The organism is Chitinophaga sp. (assembly GCF_039596135.1).
Lineage (GTDB): Bacteria > Bacteroidota > Bacteroidia > Chitinophagales > Chitinophagaceae > Chitinophaga.
In genome coordinates this window covers 25401-43401 of the sequence record NZ_JBCNKH010000038.1, presented here as the reverse complement: position 1 = coordinate 43401, position 18001 = coordinate 25401, and the positions used below count along the sequence as shown (strand labels likewise).

Genomic DNA, 18001 nt, shown 5'->3' with positions numbered 1-18001 from the left:
ATAATTATGCGCATACATTCCTTTTTAAAATTGCTACCGCCGTAATATACAATAATGGGAAATAAAAATGGCAATAATCAGGTTTGATCATTGCCATTTTTTAGTTTAATGATTAACGTCAGCTAATATTATCAACCAACAGTATATTTTAAAGGTGAAAAATTTGTTTCATCGGCACCCACTTCTCTCCTTCTTTTGCCCATGGCAACGGTTGCTGAAACTTCCACATTAATTGTTCCCACTCCTGCACTTTCGGATTTGCTGCATCGGATGCCGCTTTCAAAGATTCATTATACCAATCATCGGTAACCATTATCATCATCAGTCGGTTACCAGTCCTGTAGATATCCATTTCAATAATCCCTGCGGCGAGAATACTTTTTCTTACTTCGGGCCAACCATTTTCTGATTTATGCCAGTTTTCGTATTCTGCAATCAGCTGGGGATCATCTTTAAGATCCAGTGCGAGACAATGCCTTTTCATAGCGTTATAAAAAATTTATAAAAAACGGGAAACATAATCAGCATCAATCAAACCACTGTTTTTCATCTCCTCCCAGAACCCATCGGGAATAACGGAATCAGGCAATGCTACATTCTGCGCCACTCTTTCCACCTGTGTAGTATTCAAAGCTATACTGCTAACGCCTGGTGCTTTGGCACCAAATACAACACATGCTTCCACCGGCTTTATATTATAGTCATTACATAGCTGATAAAACCGCTCCCGCCACTTATATAAGGCAATATCTTTAACCGGATCTGTTAACTGATAATTGTAATAAGCAGATCCGGTCAGGAATCCACCATTGAATACCGATGAATTTATAATAGTAATATTACGTTCCTCCAGTGCTGACATGAAGTTCAGCAGCTGAGGTGGATGACTATGTATCGTCATACTATTTGCTATCATTACCCAGTCCAGCGCTACATCTTCCGCTATTCTTGCTATAACACGCCAATCCTTCGCCCCTACTCCTATAGACTTCACCTTCCCCTGGCGTTTCAAATCATGAAGTGCACGATACGCTCCTAAGATATCGAGGTAACGTCGTTGTTCGTCTGTTTCATCTTCCGCTGCCAGCAGGTACTCATCAGGATCATGCACCGAAACCAGCTCCGCATGATAGTCGCCTAACAAATTATTTCCCTGCTCATAGCATTCCAGAATACCATCATAGCTTATTTTCTGAATGGCATCATGTTTCAGATTACGCCATACCCCAGGCTCAAATGTTGGTTCATCGGTTTTTAATTCGGTACGTAGCCATCCCAGCTTATTGCTGATCAGCACGTCATCCGGACTGACACCCAATTTTTTTAAACTACGCCCTAATACCTCTAAGGCCAGTCCGGCACCATATTTACCTGCTGTATCAAATACAACCTGGTCAGGGGAACACTTTATGCATTCATCAACGATAGAAAGCTTAATTTCATCCGGAAGCGCCACATATAAATTCCCCAATCCGCTGGTACCAAAAATTACTTTCGGCAATGTCGTTCCATTCATTTCAGGAATTATTTATGTCAAAGATTTATATAACATTATAACGCAAAAGAGGTAATTGCTTTAGACAATCGCTCCTTCAATCTTTAATACAAAGGCTTCTTTACATGGACGGTTATCCGGCAACTGTACCTTTAATCCTTCCGGAGTCTGCTCAAATTTCAGACGGCTGTTTCCCAACAGACTTACCTGGTTCACTTTTCCTACCTCGTTATTCTCTGCAAGCGCCTTTACAGTAATAGTATTGTTCTCAGGCCAGCCAAGCATTGTCGCATAGAGTGTTTTCCCTTTGGTAGTAAAGCGGATATCCGCTGCTACATATGGTTTACCTTGTCCTTCATTAAATCCATAAGCATTCAAACCGGTTACTGATGCAGTAGCTGGCCCCTCTCCAAATATTTTCCACGGACGTGTGCTGAAGATCGCTTCACCGTTGACTTTCATCCAGTCGGCAATTTGTTCTACAACTGCGCGTTCTTCACTGTCAATACTACCATCACCGCGCAAAGGAACATTCAGCAGGAGATTACCATTTTTACTTACAATATCCACGAGAGAATGGATGACTGTTTTCGCGGTTTTATAGCCTTTCCTTTCGTAGACACGGCGATCATAATGCCATTCGCCAATACAGGTATCCGTCTGCCATGGCAGGGGCTCTATCTGGTTGCTTTGTCCACGCTCAATATCCCATGCCATGCAATTCCGCTGCTGCCCATTCAGGTGTTTTCCAAACAATACAGCCTGCAATTTTCCATGTTTCCTGATATTGGTATTATAGAGATGAGCTGCGATTTTAAGTCCCGCATCATTAATTGGCCAAAGCGGCAATGCGTTATCATCAAAATACACCAGGTCAGGGCCGTATTTGTCAATAAGATCAATAGTACGGTTTAAGAATGCATCACAATATGCCTTATCCGGTACATTAGCACCGTTTCCCCAGTCCCAATAACCTACCATACTATTATCATTCAAACTATCCTTGCTTAAAGGGTGATTTTGCGCATATAAACTTTGTGGATCATACCCACTCCACCATTTACCATTACCATCTGCGATCGTCAGTTTACCATCATAAGGAATGCCTGCATAAGGTCCATTTTTATCTGAGCGCTGGGCCACCTCATACCATGTCCAGGCATGAGAAGCATGTACAGTAACACCGAAGCGCAAACCTTGTTGCTTTGCAGCTTTTGCCCACCCCCCAACGATATCTTTCTTAGGTCCCAGCTTAGTGGAATTCCAGGCATGATACTGGCTATCGAACAGGTCGAAGTTATCGTGGTGATTCGCCAGGGCCATAAAGTATCTGGCACCGGCTTTTTTGTATAAGCTGAGTAGTTCTTCGGGATTCCAGTTCTCTGCCTTCCACTCGTTTATCACGTCCTTGAAGCCAAACTTCGAAGGATGGCCATATTTCTGGATATGATAATTATACTGATCACTACCTTCCTGGTACATGCCGCGTGCATACCAATCGCCACGTTCCGGCTGGCACTGCGGCCCCCAGTGAGCCCATATGCCAAATTTGGCGTCTTTGAACCAATCTGGTACATGGTATTGCGCTAATGAATCCCATGTTGGCAGAAATGGACCTGGTGCCATACGTGGATTTGGTTGAGTCAATAAGCTGTTGGCATAAACTTTAGACAGATATAGTGAGGTGAGCCCGGTGGCCAGGCCCTTTATCAGCGTTCTTCTTTTCATGGAATTTATTTTTTATCGATTGATCATACAGCCTATATTGTTGACCATGTAATCAATTAATCAAACTTACTCCGAATTAATTGCTCAACATTTAATCAAAATGGACCTTTTTTTATACAAATCCGACAATTTGAATAATATTGCTACCAGGAAATAGTATTTTCATCAACCAGAGATAGGCATAAAAACATATAACAGCAAAGGATTAAAAACATTTATGCAAAAGCTGCTAACCATTTTTTCCACATGATCAAAAGAGTTCTAAAACATACATTTACTTTATTAAATGTTGACCATGTAAAGCTTGGCTCCAAATGGAACTACAAAAATGTGATCAGTCCTTATTTCAGGATATATTATATAGATGAAGGGGAAGGCGAGATCTGGGATGCTGCTAATAAAATCAGACTGGAACCAGGCTATCTGTATATTATACCAAGCTTTACGTTATGCAACCTGGTATGCCCACAGTACCTAAGTCAATATTTCGTTCAGTTTTTCGAAGAATCTTCGGATGGTATTTCAATGTTCGAAAACAACAGATCTATATTGAAGGTGGCAGCGACCAATATCGATATCCTGAATTTCCAAAGACTGCTGGAAATAAACCCTGGCAGAGGTATTAATGGGTCAGACAATCCTACGGTCTATGAAAAAAACACTTTCTACAAAGCTTTCCAGGACCTTAATCACCGTCAAAGTATTGCTGTATTTACGGAGACGCATGGCATTCTTCTACAGCTGGTTTCACGATTCCTTACGCAGGAAGTATTTAAATCCAATGATGTACTACAGGTACCCCCTAAAATTCTAAATACCATCAGCTATATTCAGCTAAATCTCCAGCACGACCTATCAGTAACCCTGCTGGCGCAAAGGTTGAATCTGCATACTGACTATTTCTCCCGTCTCTTCTTTCAGCACACAGGCGAAAGACCCGTCTCTTATGTACAGGAAAAGAGAATTGAGCGGGCACAATATCTGATGATTACTACCCAGATGACCTTCGCTGAAATTGCCGTGCAAACTGGGTTCGAGAATGTATTTTACTTCTCAAAAATTTTCAAAAAAATAACTGGAATGTCGCCAGGGAATTACAGGAAGCAAATGGATGTTGTTGGATTTTAGGGCCACTTGAATGCGCTATTGTGCCAATATGCACAAATGGGTCAAATTAAAAAAGGCGACTTAAAGTCGCCTTCCTGTGATCCTTATGATACAAAACTTGAATCTCTTTATTTTTGATCTCCGAAAACAATTACTCTGATCTCAAACTGCTAATTGGATTTGCTGCAGCAGCTTTTATGGTATGATAGCATACCGTGAACAAGGCGATGCAAAATGCAAAAAGGGATGCTATTAAAAAGATCCACCAGCTTAATGAAATACGGTAGGCGAAATTCTGCAGCCAGTAGTTCATGAATATATATCCTAAAGGTATGGCAATGAATATAGCTATTACAATAGGTCTTAGCAGATCTTTTGCCAACAGCAGCACAATTCCGGATACGGACGATCCCAGGGTTTTTCTAATACCGATCTCTTTGATCCGTTTGGTGGTCACAAAGGAGGACAATCCAAACAGGCCCATGCAGGCAATAAAAATAGCCAGACAACTAAAGATGCTAAGGATTGTTTGTTGCCGTAGGTCCTTTTTATACAGCAGATCAAATTTCTGGTCCAGGAAATCAAATTCGAAGGGTAGCCCCGGTGCTACTCTCCTATATGCTTCCCGAATGGCGGCTACCCCTGTTTCCAGGTGCCCGGGCTTGATCCGCACCAGTATCACCCTGTAATCTTTTACAGGGGCAATTACCAGCGGGGATACCTTTTCTTTGAGAGACATATAATTAAAATCCCGTACTACACCTACGATCACTCTCCTTACACTATCCCTGAGGCTATTCTTAATCCATTTTCCCACTGCCGTTTCAGGAGTAAATCCCAGCTCAGTGGCAGCTGTTTCATTGATCAGCGCGGCACTTATAGTGTCCGTAGAAAAGCTGGCTGAAAAGTCTCTTCCGGCTACTATTTTCAATCCAAGTGCCTTTACGTAGTCCAGGTCTGAAAATTCCGTCGACGCCTTCCAGAGCAATCCATCTTTCCCTTCTACATCAAATGTCATTCCGTCAAAAAAACCACCCGGCTCTCCCGACATGCGGGACACAGCCATGATATTGTCATTGCCATTCAACTCACTCTTAAAAGCACTTTGACCACTGATCAGGGCCCTGTTATCCATTTTCAGAATAACGGTTTGCTCTTTGTTATAACCTACATCCTTATGCCTGATATAGCTCATCTGGTACATGATAATGATAGTACCAATAATCAGCAGCACAGAGATGCTGAACTGTACCACTACCATGGTCTGACGTATGAAAACGCCTTTTGTTCCGAGATTGAGCCTCCCTTTCAAAGATGCAATAGGAGAAAATGAAGAAAGAAAGAACGCAGGATACAGGCCAGCCAGGAACCCTACTACCAGGATCACCAGCGGTATGAATAACAGGATATATGAAAAAGCACCTGTAAAGGTCATTGACTGGTCCAATACATTGTTATAAAGGGGCAGGAATATAAATACAAGTATTATGGACAACATACATGCGAATGTCGTAAGGATAATCGATTCGCTGATAAACTGCCATCTGAGCGCTCCTTTCATAGCTCCCATCGCTTTTCTTACCCCTATTTCCTTCGACCGGTCCAGTGCACGAATGGTACTTAGGTTCACAAAATTGATACAGGCAATGAGCAGAATGAGAATCGCCACAGAAAGGAAGATATAAACAATATTCTTATCTCCATGCTTTACCCTGTCAGAGATAAATGGTTCAAAATAGATATCGTGCAAAGGGGTCAGACTAAGCTCAAAATGCATTCCCATTTTTTCCATAGCATTTCCCATATATTTCTCCATAAAGGATGGGAAATTCTTTTCCACCTGTGCTTCTGTTATGCCATCATTCAGCTCCACATAGGTATATAGCCGGTTGCGTGTCCAGTCAGTAAAAGTGCTGACATTGGAATAGTTGGCCAATGGCACGATCATATTGAAATCAAGGTGTGAATTGACAGGCACATCTTCCATGATACCTGTTACTTTAAGGGAAAGATCCTGATCCATCGTCACCACCTTTCCGATTGGGTCATGATTCCCAAAATATTTCTTTGCGGCAGATACCGTCATGACAACACTTCCGGGATCGCTTAGCACCGTTTTCGGGTTACCTTCCAAAAGCTTGAATGAGAAAAAGCTGAAGAAATTAGGGTCTGCCATCAGCACTTTCTTTTCGTTGAAGGGTTCATTATCTACCGTTATGACAGCGGTGGACATTTCTACCCTTGTAGCCTGTTTAATAGCATAAGGATAATCATTTTGCAGAGCGGCAGAATAAGGCGGCGATACTGAGGGAACACTTCTTCTTAAACCATTGTCATCAAAACTGCGCATTACCCGGTAAATGTGATCTCCATTCCTGTGGAACCTGTCATAACTGAACTCAGTGATAACAAACAGGAGGATCATCATACATACCGCAATACCAATGGCCAGGCCCAGGATGTTGATACCAGAAAAGACCTTGCTTTTCATCAGGTTTCGCCAAACAATTTTCAAATAGTTGAGTTTCATAGCGCTTTATTATTTTAAGGAACCGGTTACGCAATATAACTTTTTTTAGAAGGAGTTGCTATCGCACTGAACCTTATTATTTCACCAGCTACCCAGAATAATTTATCGAGCATTGTATTAGAAGAGATAAACAGCAGGGATGTCGGCAGCTCGGGCCCTTTATCCGAAAAGGGGATGGGCCATTCTATTGTCAGCTCATTGATCCCCTGTACCAGCTGATCTGCTGCTATCCATATCACATGGTCGCTCCAGGAGGCATTGACCATGATAGTTTGAACCATTGTACCATTCACACGTACCAATGCACTGCCATTGCCGATTTCCTGTGCAGGGACACGAAGGGTCAGGGTAAGCATAACCGGGCCAGAAACAGCCACCGGCAGCTGAAAGCTTGAAACAGGCTCACGTGATTGATAATAAGCCGGCCTTGTTCCCTGGTAATAATCGTAAGAGCGGACATGGTAATGGCTGCTCAACAGGTTGATGGGGGAATCCGTTATCCCATGTTCCTCCAAACGAAGGGTATCGAACTGCTCAGACGGATCCCCGATACCGGCATGCTTCAGGGCATCCGTCATGGCTGTTACAAGGGGTAGCTCGAATCCTTTCATTTTCACATGGCTCCTAAACGCATGAAAATGCCGGCTATGCCTGAAGTCAAGCAATAATTCCCGGTAAGAGGCACACAACATATTGGAGGTCCTGCGGGTCACCATATCACAATACCGCATCATATTTTCCTTCATGTCTTGCCCATAGTCCAATGAGCGCATGCAATGATAGAACAGAATCTCATAACCCTGGCCCCAATGTGCATTGTGAATGGCCGCCAGCAGGTGAGCACGGGCATTTACCTCATTGTCCGGATGGATGGCGGCTGCCGGGAGCCCAGGTGAAAGTTCCTTTCCATAGAGAACAGCCAACACCTGACAGGCAACAGCTTCCATCGCTATCTGCAGCCCTCTGGCGGTTAAATGACAATAGTCAAAAAATAAGGTACGACCTGGCAGTTCATTGCGCAAATGATGAGAGAATATAAGAGGCAGGTCCACTATCTGCAATTGGTATTGATGTGCTTTTGCCAGGATCGTATCACGGATAACCCGGTACATCCTGGGCTTGCTATTGGTACGAAAATAAAGACCGCAATCCCGGGCTGTTTCCAGATCGATCCGGGCACCGGGCAAATCCAGCTGTGCCAGTTTACAGTCGGCCAACAGCTCATATCCCAGCGGATGAGTAGGATCAAGGACAGTCATGCGTGCAGCATAAATAGCTGCCTCCGCCATCTCTCCAACAGAGATCAGGTCTTTTGCTTTACTCATCGCCTGTATCCATTGCTGGCTCCCATTTCCCTTCAGGCGGGTAAGGGCCCTTTCTCCCGCTGTACTACGGTAGTCCATCAAATTATATTCAGGCACCACAAACAGGAGCTTCACTTGCTGCCTGACAGCCTGTGTATGCAAACCTGCCAGGAAAGTATCGATCATAGAAGCAAATACTTCTTCAATGATACCTTTCATGCCGGCAATGTGTTGCTTACCCAGCACTTCTCTGGCCAATTGTTCCTGCACCAGCGGGTCCCGCTGCAATTTTACTTCAATATCCGTACGCCAATTATTACCTGCAAATAAAATAATCATGTCAGGTTGCAATACCAGGCATTCCCGATATCGCTTCTCCAACCCTTCCAGGCTAAGATTGGTCTCTGCCAGGTCTATCACTTCCAGCTCCTCTCCCGCAGTATTACTGTTCAATAAGGTACTGAGCAATTGGGCAGGGGTATATTCAGGGTCCAGCAGAAAACCTCTTGCCACAGATTCTCCCAGTAGCACAATGCGCTTAGAGGTACGTTTCGGAGGAATACTGTCTATATCTGCAAATCGATCCCATCTGGCCCTGAATGACTCATTGCGGCGGTAATATATTTCTCCGTCTATCAGACTGGGGGTATAGATACCAATAGCATGGTCAGTTGTTTCAGGCAATTTAACAGTCCCCCTGTTAGCAGGCAATTCATATCCCAGCGCAGTAAACAGATCCAGTACCTGTTCCTTTCCGGCCGATCCTGAGGCCAGTGTATCAGCCAGCATAGTAGCCAGCGCCTTACGTTCTTCATCAGGTCTTATAGACATAGTATATATTGTTTATCATCAAATAAAGGTGTACACATTGGGGCTCAGTTCGGGCAATGTCTTTTCCAGGATAATGCTGCTGATCAGATCAGTTATTCCTGCATCCAGGTCCTCTTTCTCCAGGAAGAAATTTTCCAGTACCAGGCAATCAATATTGGTTGTAATAAAACAAGCCAGCGCATCTTCAGGCGAACAAACGATTGGCATATCCCGCACATTGAAAGAGGTGTTCAATAATACAGGGCAACCTGTGATCTCATAGAATGCCTGCAATAATCCGGCAAACCATGCATTGGTTTCGCGGGTTACCGTTTGCACCCTGGCCGATCCGTCTACATGCGTAATGGCTGGTAACGCTATATCTGCTATTACCTGACAGGTTTCCAGCATAAAAGGAGAGGCATGATCAATATCGAAGAATTTACCCGCTTCGGTTACAAGAATAGCGGGAGCAAAGGGGCGAAATGCTTCTCTCAGTTTGACCATAGCATTGATCCTGTCCCTCATCTCCGGGTTTCTGGGATCGGCCAGAATGCTTCTGGCGCCCAGAGAGCGGGGGCCAAATTCAAGCCTGCCGTGGAACCACCCTATTACTTTTCCTTCCGCAATTTTTTCTGCTGTCTGCCGTAGCAATTCGTCTTCCCTGCCGGTAAAATCCTGGTGCTTCAATCCTGCTGCATCCAACAGGGGGCGAATACTATTCTCCCCATAGGCGGGCCCAAGGTATACATGCTCCAGACGACGCTCCATCCATTCTCCTGACAGGCTCACATGCGCCAGTGCAGCGGCTCCCAGGCAGCAACCGGCATCGCCCGCAGCCGGCTGTACGAAAAGCTTTTTGAATGGGCCATCCTTCAATATCCTGGAATTAGCGACACAGTTCAATGCCACCCCTCCGGCCATACACAGGTTTTCCATACCCGTCTTCTCATGAAGATATATTGCTTTCTCCAGGAGTATCTCCTCCAGCACTACCTGCAAACTTTTAGCTATATCAGTATGTACCTGCAATATCTTCGTATCTTTTTTCCTTGCAGCCACTCCCAGCAATTCTTCCAGCAGGGAACTATACATTTTATTGCCTTCCAGAAATTCAAAATAGCGCAGATCCAGCTGATATTGCCCGTCTGGCCCGGAAATGATCATTTCCCTGATCTTATCTGCAAAACGGGCTTCCCCGTAGGGTGCCAGTCCCATCACCTTATATTCGCCGCTGTTTACGCTAAAACCCAGATAACTGGTAATAGCACTGTACAACAAGCCGATCGAATCAGGGAAGACCACTTCTTCAAACAGCGAGAGGTCTTTTCCATTTGCTATACCATAGGTCGTGGTAGCCCATTCCCCCACCCCATCTACAGTAAGGGTAGCCGCGTTCGTAAAACCGGAATAATAATAACTGCTCGCAGCATGAGAAAGGTGATGACTATAATAGTGGATAGGTCCTTCATAGCCAAGCCGGTTGCGCAATTGCTTTTCAACAAAATTGGGATCCCTGTTCAGGAAAGTGGCGAAATCAATATTCTTATTTCCGCTCCAGAGCTGCCTGGCCAGTTTCTTCACCGGCTCTTCATAGTAGGCAATGCAATGAATATCTGTAATACTTAATGAGGCTTCTTCCAGGCAATACAAAAAAGCGGATTCCGGTAAGCGGGAATCATTCTTCTTTCTGGTAAAACGCTCTTCCTGTACGGCTGCCGTTAGCACACCGTCCTGTAGTATACAGCAGGCGGCATCATGATAATGGGCTGAGATGCCAATAATATTAAGGCTCAAGTGGAATATTTTTAAATGTGAAGAATAGCTTTAAAAACTCTTAGGAAAAAGAACGGGGGGCGCCCACCAGCGCTGCAATAAATGAGGACAATAATTGCTTTAGCTGCCAGGAGATCTCGTATACGGCGGGCTTGCTGCCTGCATCCCCCGTATTAACAGTTACATGGTCCCTGCGTGCATAGCACTCATGCAGGTATTGCACCAACTGATCGCTCAGGGTATTCTTGTAATAATATTCAGTATCTCCTGTCTGGTCCTCAGTTCTGATGTAAGCCGGAAGTGCTTCTCCTACCTGCCTGGTCATGCTGTTCGGCCCTCTCGCTTTCCAGGCCATTGCTGCTATAAACTCATCATCCAGTTGCGTATAGAACTGGAGTATCCTCCTGATCAGGTGTTTCTTGATACCATAAAAACGCCTCCATTTAGCGCTTCTCTCTTCTTCCGGGGGCAATTCACTATACACATATTTTGCAAAAGTGTCTTCATCAATATTCAGGAAATTGAGTATTCTTCCGCTCAGGAGTATGGGGAACCTTATTTTATTGGCAGGGCTGACACCAAAGATGCCCATCGGAAAACGCAGTTGCTCTCCGCCGCCATCAAAGCAGATAAGAAAACACTGGAAATGTCCTGCCGGATCATCCAGCATGCCTGCATAATAGGGATGAGTGAGCTGGTGGGCATGAATATCTTTAGGACACGTCATTTCAGAAGGCGCTGCTATCATAAAAGAAAACTGGTCCTTTTTGATAGCCTGGGCAAAGTATCCTATCTCATCCAGGGAAAATTCATCCAGGGAAAGTATGGTTCTCATCAGTCGATCGTTTGAGGGGTTGACCAGAGCGCTGGTTGAATATTTTGTAATTGTTTTCTAAAATGCTGTTCGGGATTGCTGAATTTTAATTCCGGAAATTCAACCCTCACCCGTTCCAATATGAGTGAGAATAAATTGACCGTCTCCCTGAGCGATCTCCAGGCATCTTCCTGTTCATACAGCCCATAGATGTCCTCCAGTCTACTGGTGATAAAATCAGGCGCCCATTGCTCCAGGTAACGACCATTCTCAAAAATGTCATAGTCCCTTCCTTTATCCAGCTTGACATACATTTCTATTACCTGCAGCAAGTGCTGCTTCATTATACGGTCTCCCACTGTTTTTGAGCACATTAGTTCCCCACGGTAAATGTAGATAGCCGTGGTCAGTGCATGAGACCAAAACCGGCTGATGGTATACTGGAATTTTTTAAGCGAAAAGGGGTCCTGTCTGTATTTGCAATGCTGCTCCATATAGGCGAGCTTAGGACTTAATCCAACCTTATCGTTAATAGTTATAAAACCACGGCTCACGTATTTTGTAAAGAACCTGAACTGGGCTTCAATGATCTTACTTACTATACCCGGCAGCACGCTGAAAAGAATGGTCTTTTCTTTGAGTAAGACATAATGATAACCCAGTTTCATCTTGCTGATCTTCCAGAAAAACAAATCCACTCTTACCCCATTTGAGAAATAGATCTTTAAGATGTGCCACACTCCTATTACGTCTGTGGGTTCCTGGTAATAATAAGCCACATCACCCAGTTCACTGAGCCACTCGTGATGCTCATCATAATAGTTCTTCCGTCTGGCATATATGACCACATCCAGATCGGAAAGGTCATCTGCTATCTTATTCTTATTGCCAGAAGAACCGGCACAGATCACACAATCCACATCCTTGTTCTTTTCAGCCCATTTTTTAAGATTCGATATGATCTCATTTTGCGCAGCATTCATACAGAAATATTTTAAGCGTATTTAGGTAATTCCTTAATTTTATAGTATAAAATAACCAACCCCTATGGTCAACGTCAACCCCGTATCTTCTCCCAGGAACATTCTGATCATCTTTTATGAAGAGAAAATGTTTATTGGCGACAGTTATATCCTGATCAACAAATTAAGCGCCTGCCAGTCTTACTTTCCCGATGCAGCGATTGACATTAACTGCTGTAATAAAAAATATACTGGTCTTTGCGCCGCATTGCTGAAGCATAATCCCTTTATCAGCAATTTCAATAACATGGAATGGCATGAGCTGGACTACTCAGCTTACGACATTGTATTTTGCATTTTACCGGATGAGCAAAAACTGTTGCAGGTATTGCAGGATAAATACACAGATGCAGCTTATTGGCCTACAACCATATATTCATTGACGGCACAGTTTATCAACACCCATCTCAACCCCAACATCATTTCAGCCTTTCCTCCCTTTACTGCAATGCTGAATAACCAGGACCTGGTAACACAGGAGCATGCTATGGAGCTTTATATTAGCCCGGAAGAAAGGGACTGGGCTTACAACTGGCTCAGGGAACATGGGTTAAAAGAGCACGAGCGTCTTTTCATCATATTAGACAATACCTCTGACAGAGAGAAGCTAATGACCATGGATACCTACTATGGAGTGCTTTCTTATCTGCTGAACCAGGATGCGGTAAAAGTGCTGATCTATGATGAAACAGGTGTTGGCAAAGAAAGTTTCTATCGCACATGGATTGGGGAGGACAAGCTTTCTAAAATGATCTTTGCCAATAAACTGGGACTACGCCAGGATATCTGCCTCTTAGGCGCAGAGCAGACCAGGCTTATCTTAGGCCCCTGTACCGGCTTGATGCATTGTGCTTCGGGGATCTATAATTATTTTGTCCGGACAGGTAGGCCTGTTGCCAGCCTCCCTTCCATCATTACCTATACGGGGAAATATATCGATGCAGACGACACCCCTGATCACTGGTGGGGAAATGCTCCACTTGTCACTTGCCTGATAGTACGTCAGGATGAAAACGACGGGAAAGAAGTAGTGGTACTCCATCAGCTATCTGAAGACGAGAAAAAAGATGCCACACGTTTATTACCCTGCAAATACTTTAGCGCAGATATGCTGATCAGATTCCTCCCTGCCATCAGAAATGAGCTCCTGATCTGAGTCAGGAATAAGCTGGCAGATCAAATATCTCCTGTAACAGACCGAAGGTGAGAATAATCATCAGAAAATCGGTCTCAAATACCTGGTGTAAACGGAAGCCATCCTGCATATAAGTTTTCTTGAGCCTTTCCACTGTTTCCACGTTGAAATAGCCCTGCCGTTTTATCGTGCTTGCCGAGAGCAGGTCATTGACCCACTCTATGTTCTTCTTCATCAGGTAGTGGCACCCTGGTGCCACAAAACCAAATTTTTCCCGGTTTACAATACTGGCCGGTAGATATTTTGCTGCGCATTTCTTTAACAGGTATTTCTCTACCAGTCCATTTAGTTTAAGGTGGGAAGGCAAAGATGCGGCAAACTCAATGACATTGATATCTAAAAATGGATACCTTGCTTCTACAGAGTTAGCATACGCAACACGATCCCCATGATCGGAGATCAGGTGATCAGCCAGCCTGAGCTTGAAGTCCAGGTAAGATCGTTTCTGCAGGAGGTCCCATCCCGAAATCCGGGCTTTGTTCACAATGGTATCCGTAAAACAATCAAAGTGCTCATACTGCTGATTCACACGGTCAGCAAATACAGCCCGCTTAATATCCCGGAAGGCGTGGTAATTCTTTTCATAGAGTAATCCCCGGTCGCCCCACATCTTCTCTCGCAGCTCTTCTTCCAGCACCATCTCTGCACCAGCAAAGTCATCGGAAGTACGGATACGATCAAAGCGATAACCTACATATCCTGCAAAAAGCTCATCGGCCCCTTCGCCGGTGAGGATCACTTTAAGCCCTTTCTTATTCACCGCTGCTGAGAGGGCAAGGCTGCAGGTGTTGTAAGACTCCTTTAAAGGGCATTCAGCAAAATAGATCGCCTGCCGCAACCTTTCGGCTATATCATCCGGCGTGAACATGACCTCATGGTGAAAAGCCTCCTGCCCCAAATGAGCGCATACCTGCTGCTGGTAGATCCTTTCACTGATCTCATGCTCCTCAAATGCAACGGAGAAAGAATGCATATTGCCACCCTTTAAGCGGTGGATCATGGCAGCAATGAGTGAAGAATCGAGGCCACCGCTCAAATAGAAACCTACAGGTACATCGGCATGCAGGCGGTATTTTACAGCCTGCAATAACAGTTCCTCCAGCTGGTCCACATAATATTGCTCGGAATGCAGGTTGAGCTGATCTTCCCGGGCTGTAAACTTAATATCCCAATATTCGTGGCAGCTCATTCCATGCCTGTCCACATACAGGTAATGGCCGGGCTTCAAACTATGAATATCCTTAAACATAGTGGCCGGGCTTACATAACCGGGGAAAGAGAGTATCTGGTCCAGGCAGGTCAGGTTCACTTCCTTCCTTATACCAGGATATTGAAGGAGCGCCTTGATCTCGGAAGAAAAGAGGAAATAGTCATTCACCGTAGTATAGAATAGGGGCGCTATACCTACCTGGTCGCGTGCAGTTATCAGGCAATCCTTTTTCATATCAAATATGGCAAAGGCAAACTGCCCGTTCAGCCGTTTTATAAAACCAGTGCCTTCTTCCTCATACAGATGCAGAATCACTTCCACATCACAATCTGATGCAAAGCGATGCCCTTTCTGTATCATCTCTCTCCTAAGCTCCTTATAGTTGTAAATCTCTCCATTGCAAACGAGTGCCAATGTGCCATCTTCATTGTACATGGGTTGACGGCCCCCGGAGAGATCAATGATGGATAGCCGCCGGAAGCCCAATCCTGTACTGTTATGGATAACGTATCCTTCGTCATCCGGGCCTCTGTGAAGAAGGCAGGATGTCATTTTCTCAAGGTACTGGCGATTGACCAGCCGCTGTCTTGTCTTATCAAAAATTCCTACTATGCCGCACATATGGAGGGGTATTAAATTTCCTGTTGTATAGGCTTTGCCTTTTGATAGCAATACCGAATAATGTCTGCAATACGCTGAGGATGCTTATAGATAAAAAAGTGATCTCCCTCAAGCAGCTCATGATCAAAGCGGGAACTGCTGAATCTTCCCCAGTTGGCTATCTTTTCTATTCCTTCTTCCTGCTCTCCCATCATAGCAAACAGGGGCGCTTTCACCGGGGCCTCATTCTCCAGCCCATTCTTTTCCGCCAGCTCAAAATCTGCTCTGAGAATTGGCTCAAACAGGGAAAACAGCTCCGGCTCATTCAGGAATTCCTCTGGCACGCCACCCAGCATCTTTAGCTCTTTGATAAATTCCTCCTGTTCCATCAAATGCCTGTTCTTCATTTCTTTGGCCCCCGGCCCCGGATTACCGCTTACCACCAAACTGGTGGGAAATATGCCGTCATTTTCCAGCAGTCCGCAGATCTTAAATGCTATATAAGCCCCCAGACTATGCCCATAGAGTACAACGTTGTTACCGTTTACCCTCTGGGATACCTGGTGATAGATATCTTTTGCTGCGGCTTCAAACCTGGTCAGCAGCGATTCATCCATTCTACGCCCTCTGCCTGGCAGCTCAAGGGGAATCACCTCAAAATCTGTTAACAAGGGAGCGATGAACTGGAAAGAATAACGGTTGCCACCCGCAAAGTGGAACAAAAACAATTGTGGTTTATCCATTTAATTGGTGCTTAATAAAAATTGGTTGTGTAAGTATCAATGGGTTGCTCAGTAAGTCTGCCATCTTCCATTTTAAACAGCTTGTCCGCACAATGGTAGTATTTATCGTCGTGGGTAATAGCGATGATAGTAAACCCTTCCTGTTTCAGGGCAGGAATGATTGCAGTATAGAATTTTTTTCTAAAATAGGGGTCCTGGTCGGCAGCCCATTCATCAAGTATCAACACAGGTTTCTCCTCCAGCAGGCTTACTATTAGCGCCAACCTTTTGCGCTGCCCCATAGAAAGATCGGTGGTAGACAGGCTTTTGCCTTCCAGCGTCACTTTTCCTTCCAGCTCAAACAAATGCAGATAATGCTCCCATTTGCCGATATCCAGGTTGCTGATCCCGAATAGCTCCTTAAAGAGATAAAAATCACTGAAGATCACAGAGAAGAGTGTTTTGTATTCCGGATAAAGCGCTGGTGTCACGGGTTTTCCATTCACCTTTATCTCACCGCCAGTGTGTACATTCAGTCCTGTCAGCGTATATAGAAAGGTGGTTTTCCCGCTGCCATTTCCTCCATAGATAAAAATGGTATCCCCTTTTCTGATCTCCAGGTCAACGGGGCCTATACTAAATCCCTGTTCTATCGAGGTATACTGAAATGACAGGTTACTGACGATTATATTATCAAACTCCGCCCTGCTTATATATTCCCGCGGAAGACGATTACGTATATTATTCCCTTCCAAACTGATGGTAAGGTCCAGCAGACGGTCTGAAGAGATTGTGGCCCGCATAATACCCGGCAGGGAGGTCAGGATCGTTTCGAGGGCGCCTAACAGGTAGAGCAGTGTCAGTACAAAACTGACAGTATCCTCCATTTTGATATGGATGACTACTCCCAAGAGTAATAAAATGGAGGAAATGAGCATATAGAAAAGTACCTGTCCGGTAACCTGGTTGTTCAGGAACATAGTCAGCCCTTCTACGCTGTTCTTAAAGCCTTCCCTGGAAATGGAACGGATCTTTTCATCATAGATGGCTTTGCCCTTCCGGGGCTCCATATAGATCTCCCTGAACCCATCCAGGATCGCATTCATGCTTCCCAGGAAATTGCGTTCCAGCTTGCGCGCCTGCTGAAAACGGCGGTTGATCTTCTTCGACCCGAAATGATATATAAGTGCACCAGTTATAGCTACCACCAGGGTAGCTGCAAACAGCACAAGCGAGATACAGGCAAGGTAGATAAGCGTACCTGCTACGAGAATGGAAGATGTGAAAAAACCGATGAGGGTCAGGGAAACATTGGTCAGCACATTCACATCCGCAACTATAGCGGCCTGGATTTCCATTTTCTTTTCCTTCATCTGCGCATAACCAGCACCCAGTACTGTACTAAGTATCTGCTTTCGGATATTCCAGAATAATGACTGTGATAGATATATAATACCCAATGACAGCATCCTTCTGGCGATGATGAACAACAGAATGATCCCTGCAAAAATAAGGGCATATTCCAGTCGCCTGGACCCAAACCGGTCTTGCAAAATTAAGCCGATCGCTTTATTGATAAAATGTAAAAGCAGGAAACTGGACACACCGGAGAGCATTCCAAGAACTATAAATTTTATAAGGCCGCCTATTCCCAGCAACGGCATAACCGCTTTTAATAATCGCCGCAT

The 18001-nt window shown here is 44.6% G+C and carries 13 protein-coding genes; 2 read left to right on the top strand and 11 right to left on the bottom strand.

The window, feature by feature from the left end; translation table 11 throughout:
- Positions 1-148 precede the first annotated feature (148 nt).
- The 3 genes from ABDW16_RS20445 to ABDW16_RS20435 are packed head-to-tail and all read right to left on the bottom strand — an operon-like array spanning position 149 to position 3223.
- Entirely contained in the window at positions 149-484 is a 336-nt protein-coding gene (locus ABDW16_RS20445) for an L-rhamnose mutarotase (protein ID WP_343672310.1), read from the bottom strand.
- Positions 485-499: 15 nt separating this feature from the next.
- Complete coding sequence (locus tag ABDW16_RS20440; protein WP_343672308.1) at positions 500-1516, bottom strand: aldo/keto reductase; 1017 nt, start codon at positions 1514-1516, stop codon at positions 500-502.
- 60 nt (positions 1517-1576) lie between these two features.
- Positions 1577-3223 (bottom strand): alpha-L-fucosidase, encoded by a 1647-nt coding sequence (locus ABDW16_RS20435; protein ID WP_343672306.1) that lies wholly within the window; start codon positions 3221-3223, stop codon positions 1577-1579.
- A gap of 246 nt (positions 3224-3469) precedes the next feature.
- On the opposite strand from ABDW16_RS20435, the gene ABDW16_RS20430 reads away from it, so the two are divergent.
- Positions 3470-4351 (top strand): AraC family transcriptional regulator, encoded by an 882-nt coding sequence (locus ABDW16_RS20430; RefSeq protein ID WP_343672304.1) that lies wholly within the window; start codon positions 3470-3472, stop codon positions 4349-4351.
- 130 nt (positions 4352-4481) lie between these two features.
- Here ABDW16_RS20430 and ABDW16_RS20425 read toward each other — a convergent pair whose 3' ends face one another.
- The 5 genes from ABDW16_RS20425 to ABDW16_RS20405 are packed head-to-tail and all read right to left on the bottom strand — an operon-like array spanning position 4482 to position 12547.
- Entirely contained in the window at positions 4482-6860 is a 2379-nt protein-coding gene (locus ABDW16_RS20425; RefSeq protein ID WP_343672302.1) for an ABC transporter permease, read from the bottom strand.
- Between the two features lie 26 nt (positions 6861-6886).
- On the bottom strand, positions 6887-8995 hold the full coding sequence (locus ABDW16_RS20420) for a hypothetical protein (RefSeq protein ID WP_343672301.1): 2109 nt from the start codon (positions 8993-8995) through the stop codon (positions 6887-6889).
- Between the two features lie 18 nt (positions 8996-9013).
- On the bottom strand, positions 9014-10771 hold the full coding sequence (locus ABDW16_RS20415) for a carbamoyltransferase (protein WP_343672300.1): 1758 nt from the start codon (positions 10769-10771) through the stop codon (positions 9014-9016).
- 40 nt (positions 10772-10811) lie between these two features.
- The gene (locus ABDW16_RS20410; RefSeq protein WP_343672299.1) at positions 10812-11585 is read right to left on the bottom strand and encodes a hypothetical protein; all 774 of its coding nucleotides are present in this window, start codon (positions 11583-11585) and stop codon (positions 10812-10814) included.
- On the bottom strand, positions 11585-12547 hold the full coding sequence (locus tag ABDW16_RS20405) for an aminoglycoside 6-adenylyltransferase (protein ID WP_343672297.1): 963 nt from the start codon (positions 12545-12547) through the stop codon (positions 11585-11587). Before ABDW16_RS20405 ends, ABDW16_RS20410 begins: the two co-directional genes overlap by 1 nt.
- A gap of 64 nt (positions 12548-12611) precedes the next feature.
- On the opposite strand from ABDW16_RS20405, the gene ABDW16_RS20400 reads away from it, so the two are divergent.
- A complete protein-coding gene (locus ABDW16_RS20400) occupies positions 12612-13742 on the top strand; it encodes a hypothetical protein (protein WP_343672295.1) in 1131 nt (376 codons plus the stop codon).
- Position 13743: 1 nt separating this feature from the next.
- Here the strand turns inward: ABDW16_RS20400 and asnB are convergent, their stop codons facing one another.
- The 3 genes from asnB to ABDW16_RS20385 are packed head-to-tail and all read right to left on the bottom strand — an operon-like array spanning position 13744 to position 18001.
- Positions 13744-15612 carry an asparagine synthase (glutamine-hydrolyzing) gene (gene asnB / locus ABDW16_RS20395; protein WP_343672293.1) on the bottom strand — a complete coding sequence of 623 codons (1869 nt, stop codon included), beginning with the start codon at positions 15610-15612 and terminating at the stop codon, positions 13744-13746.
- Positions 15613-15623: 11 nt separating this feature from the next.
- Complete coding sequence (locus tag ABDW16_RS20390; RefSeq protein WP_343672292.1) at positions 15624-16334, bottom strand: alpha/beta fold hydrolase; 711 nt, start codon at positions 16332-16334, stop codon at positions 15624-15626.
- A gap of 11 nt (positions 16335-16345) precedes the next feature.
- Complete coding sequence (locus ABDW16_RS20385; protein WP_343672290.1) at positions 16346-18001, bottom strand: cyclic peptide export ABC transporter; 1656 nt, start codon at positions 17999-18001, stop codon at positions 16346-16348.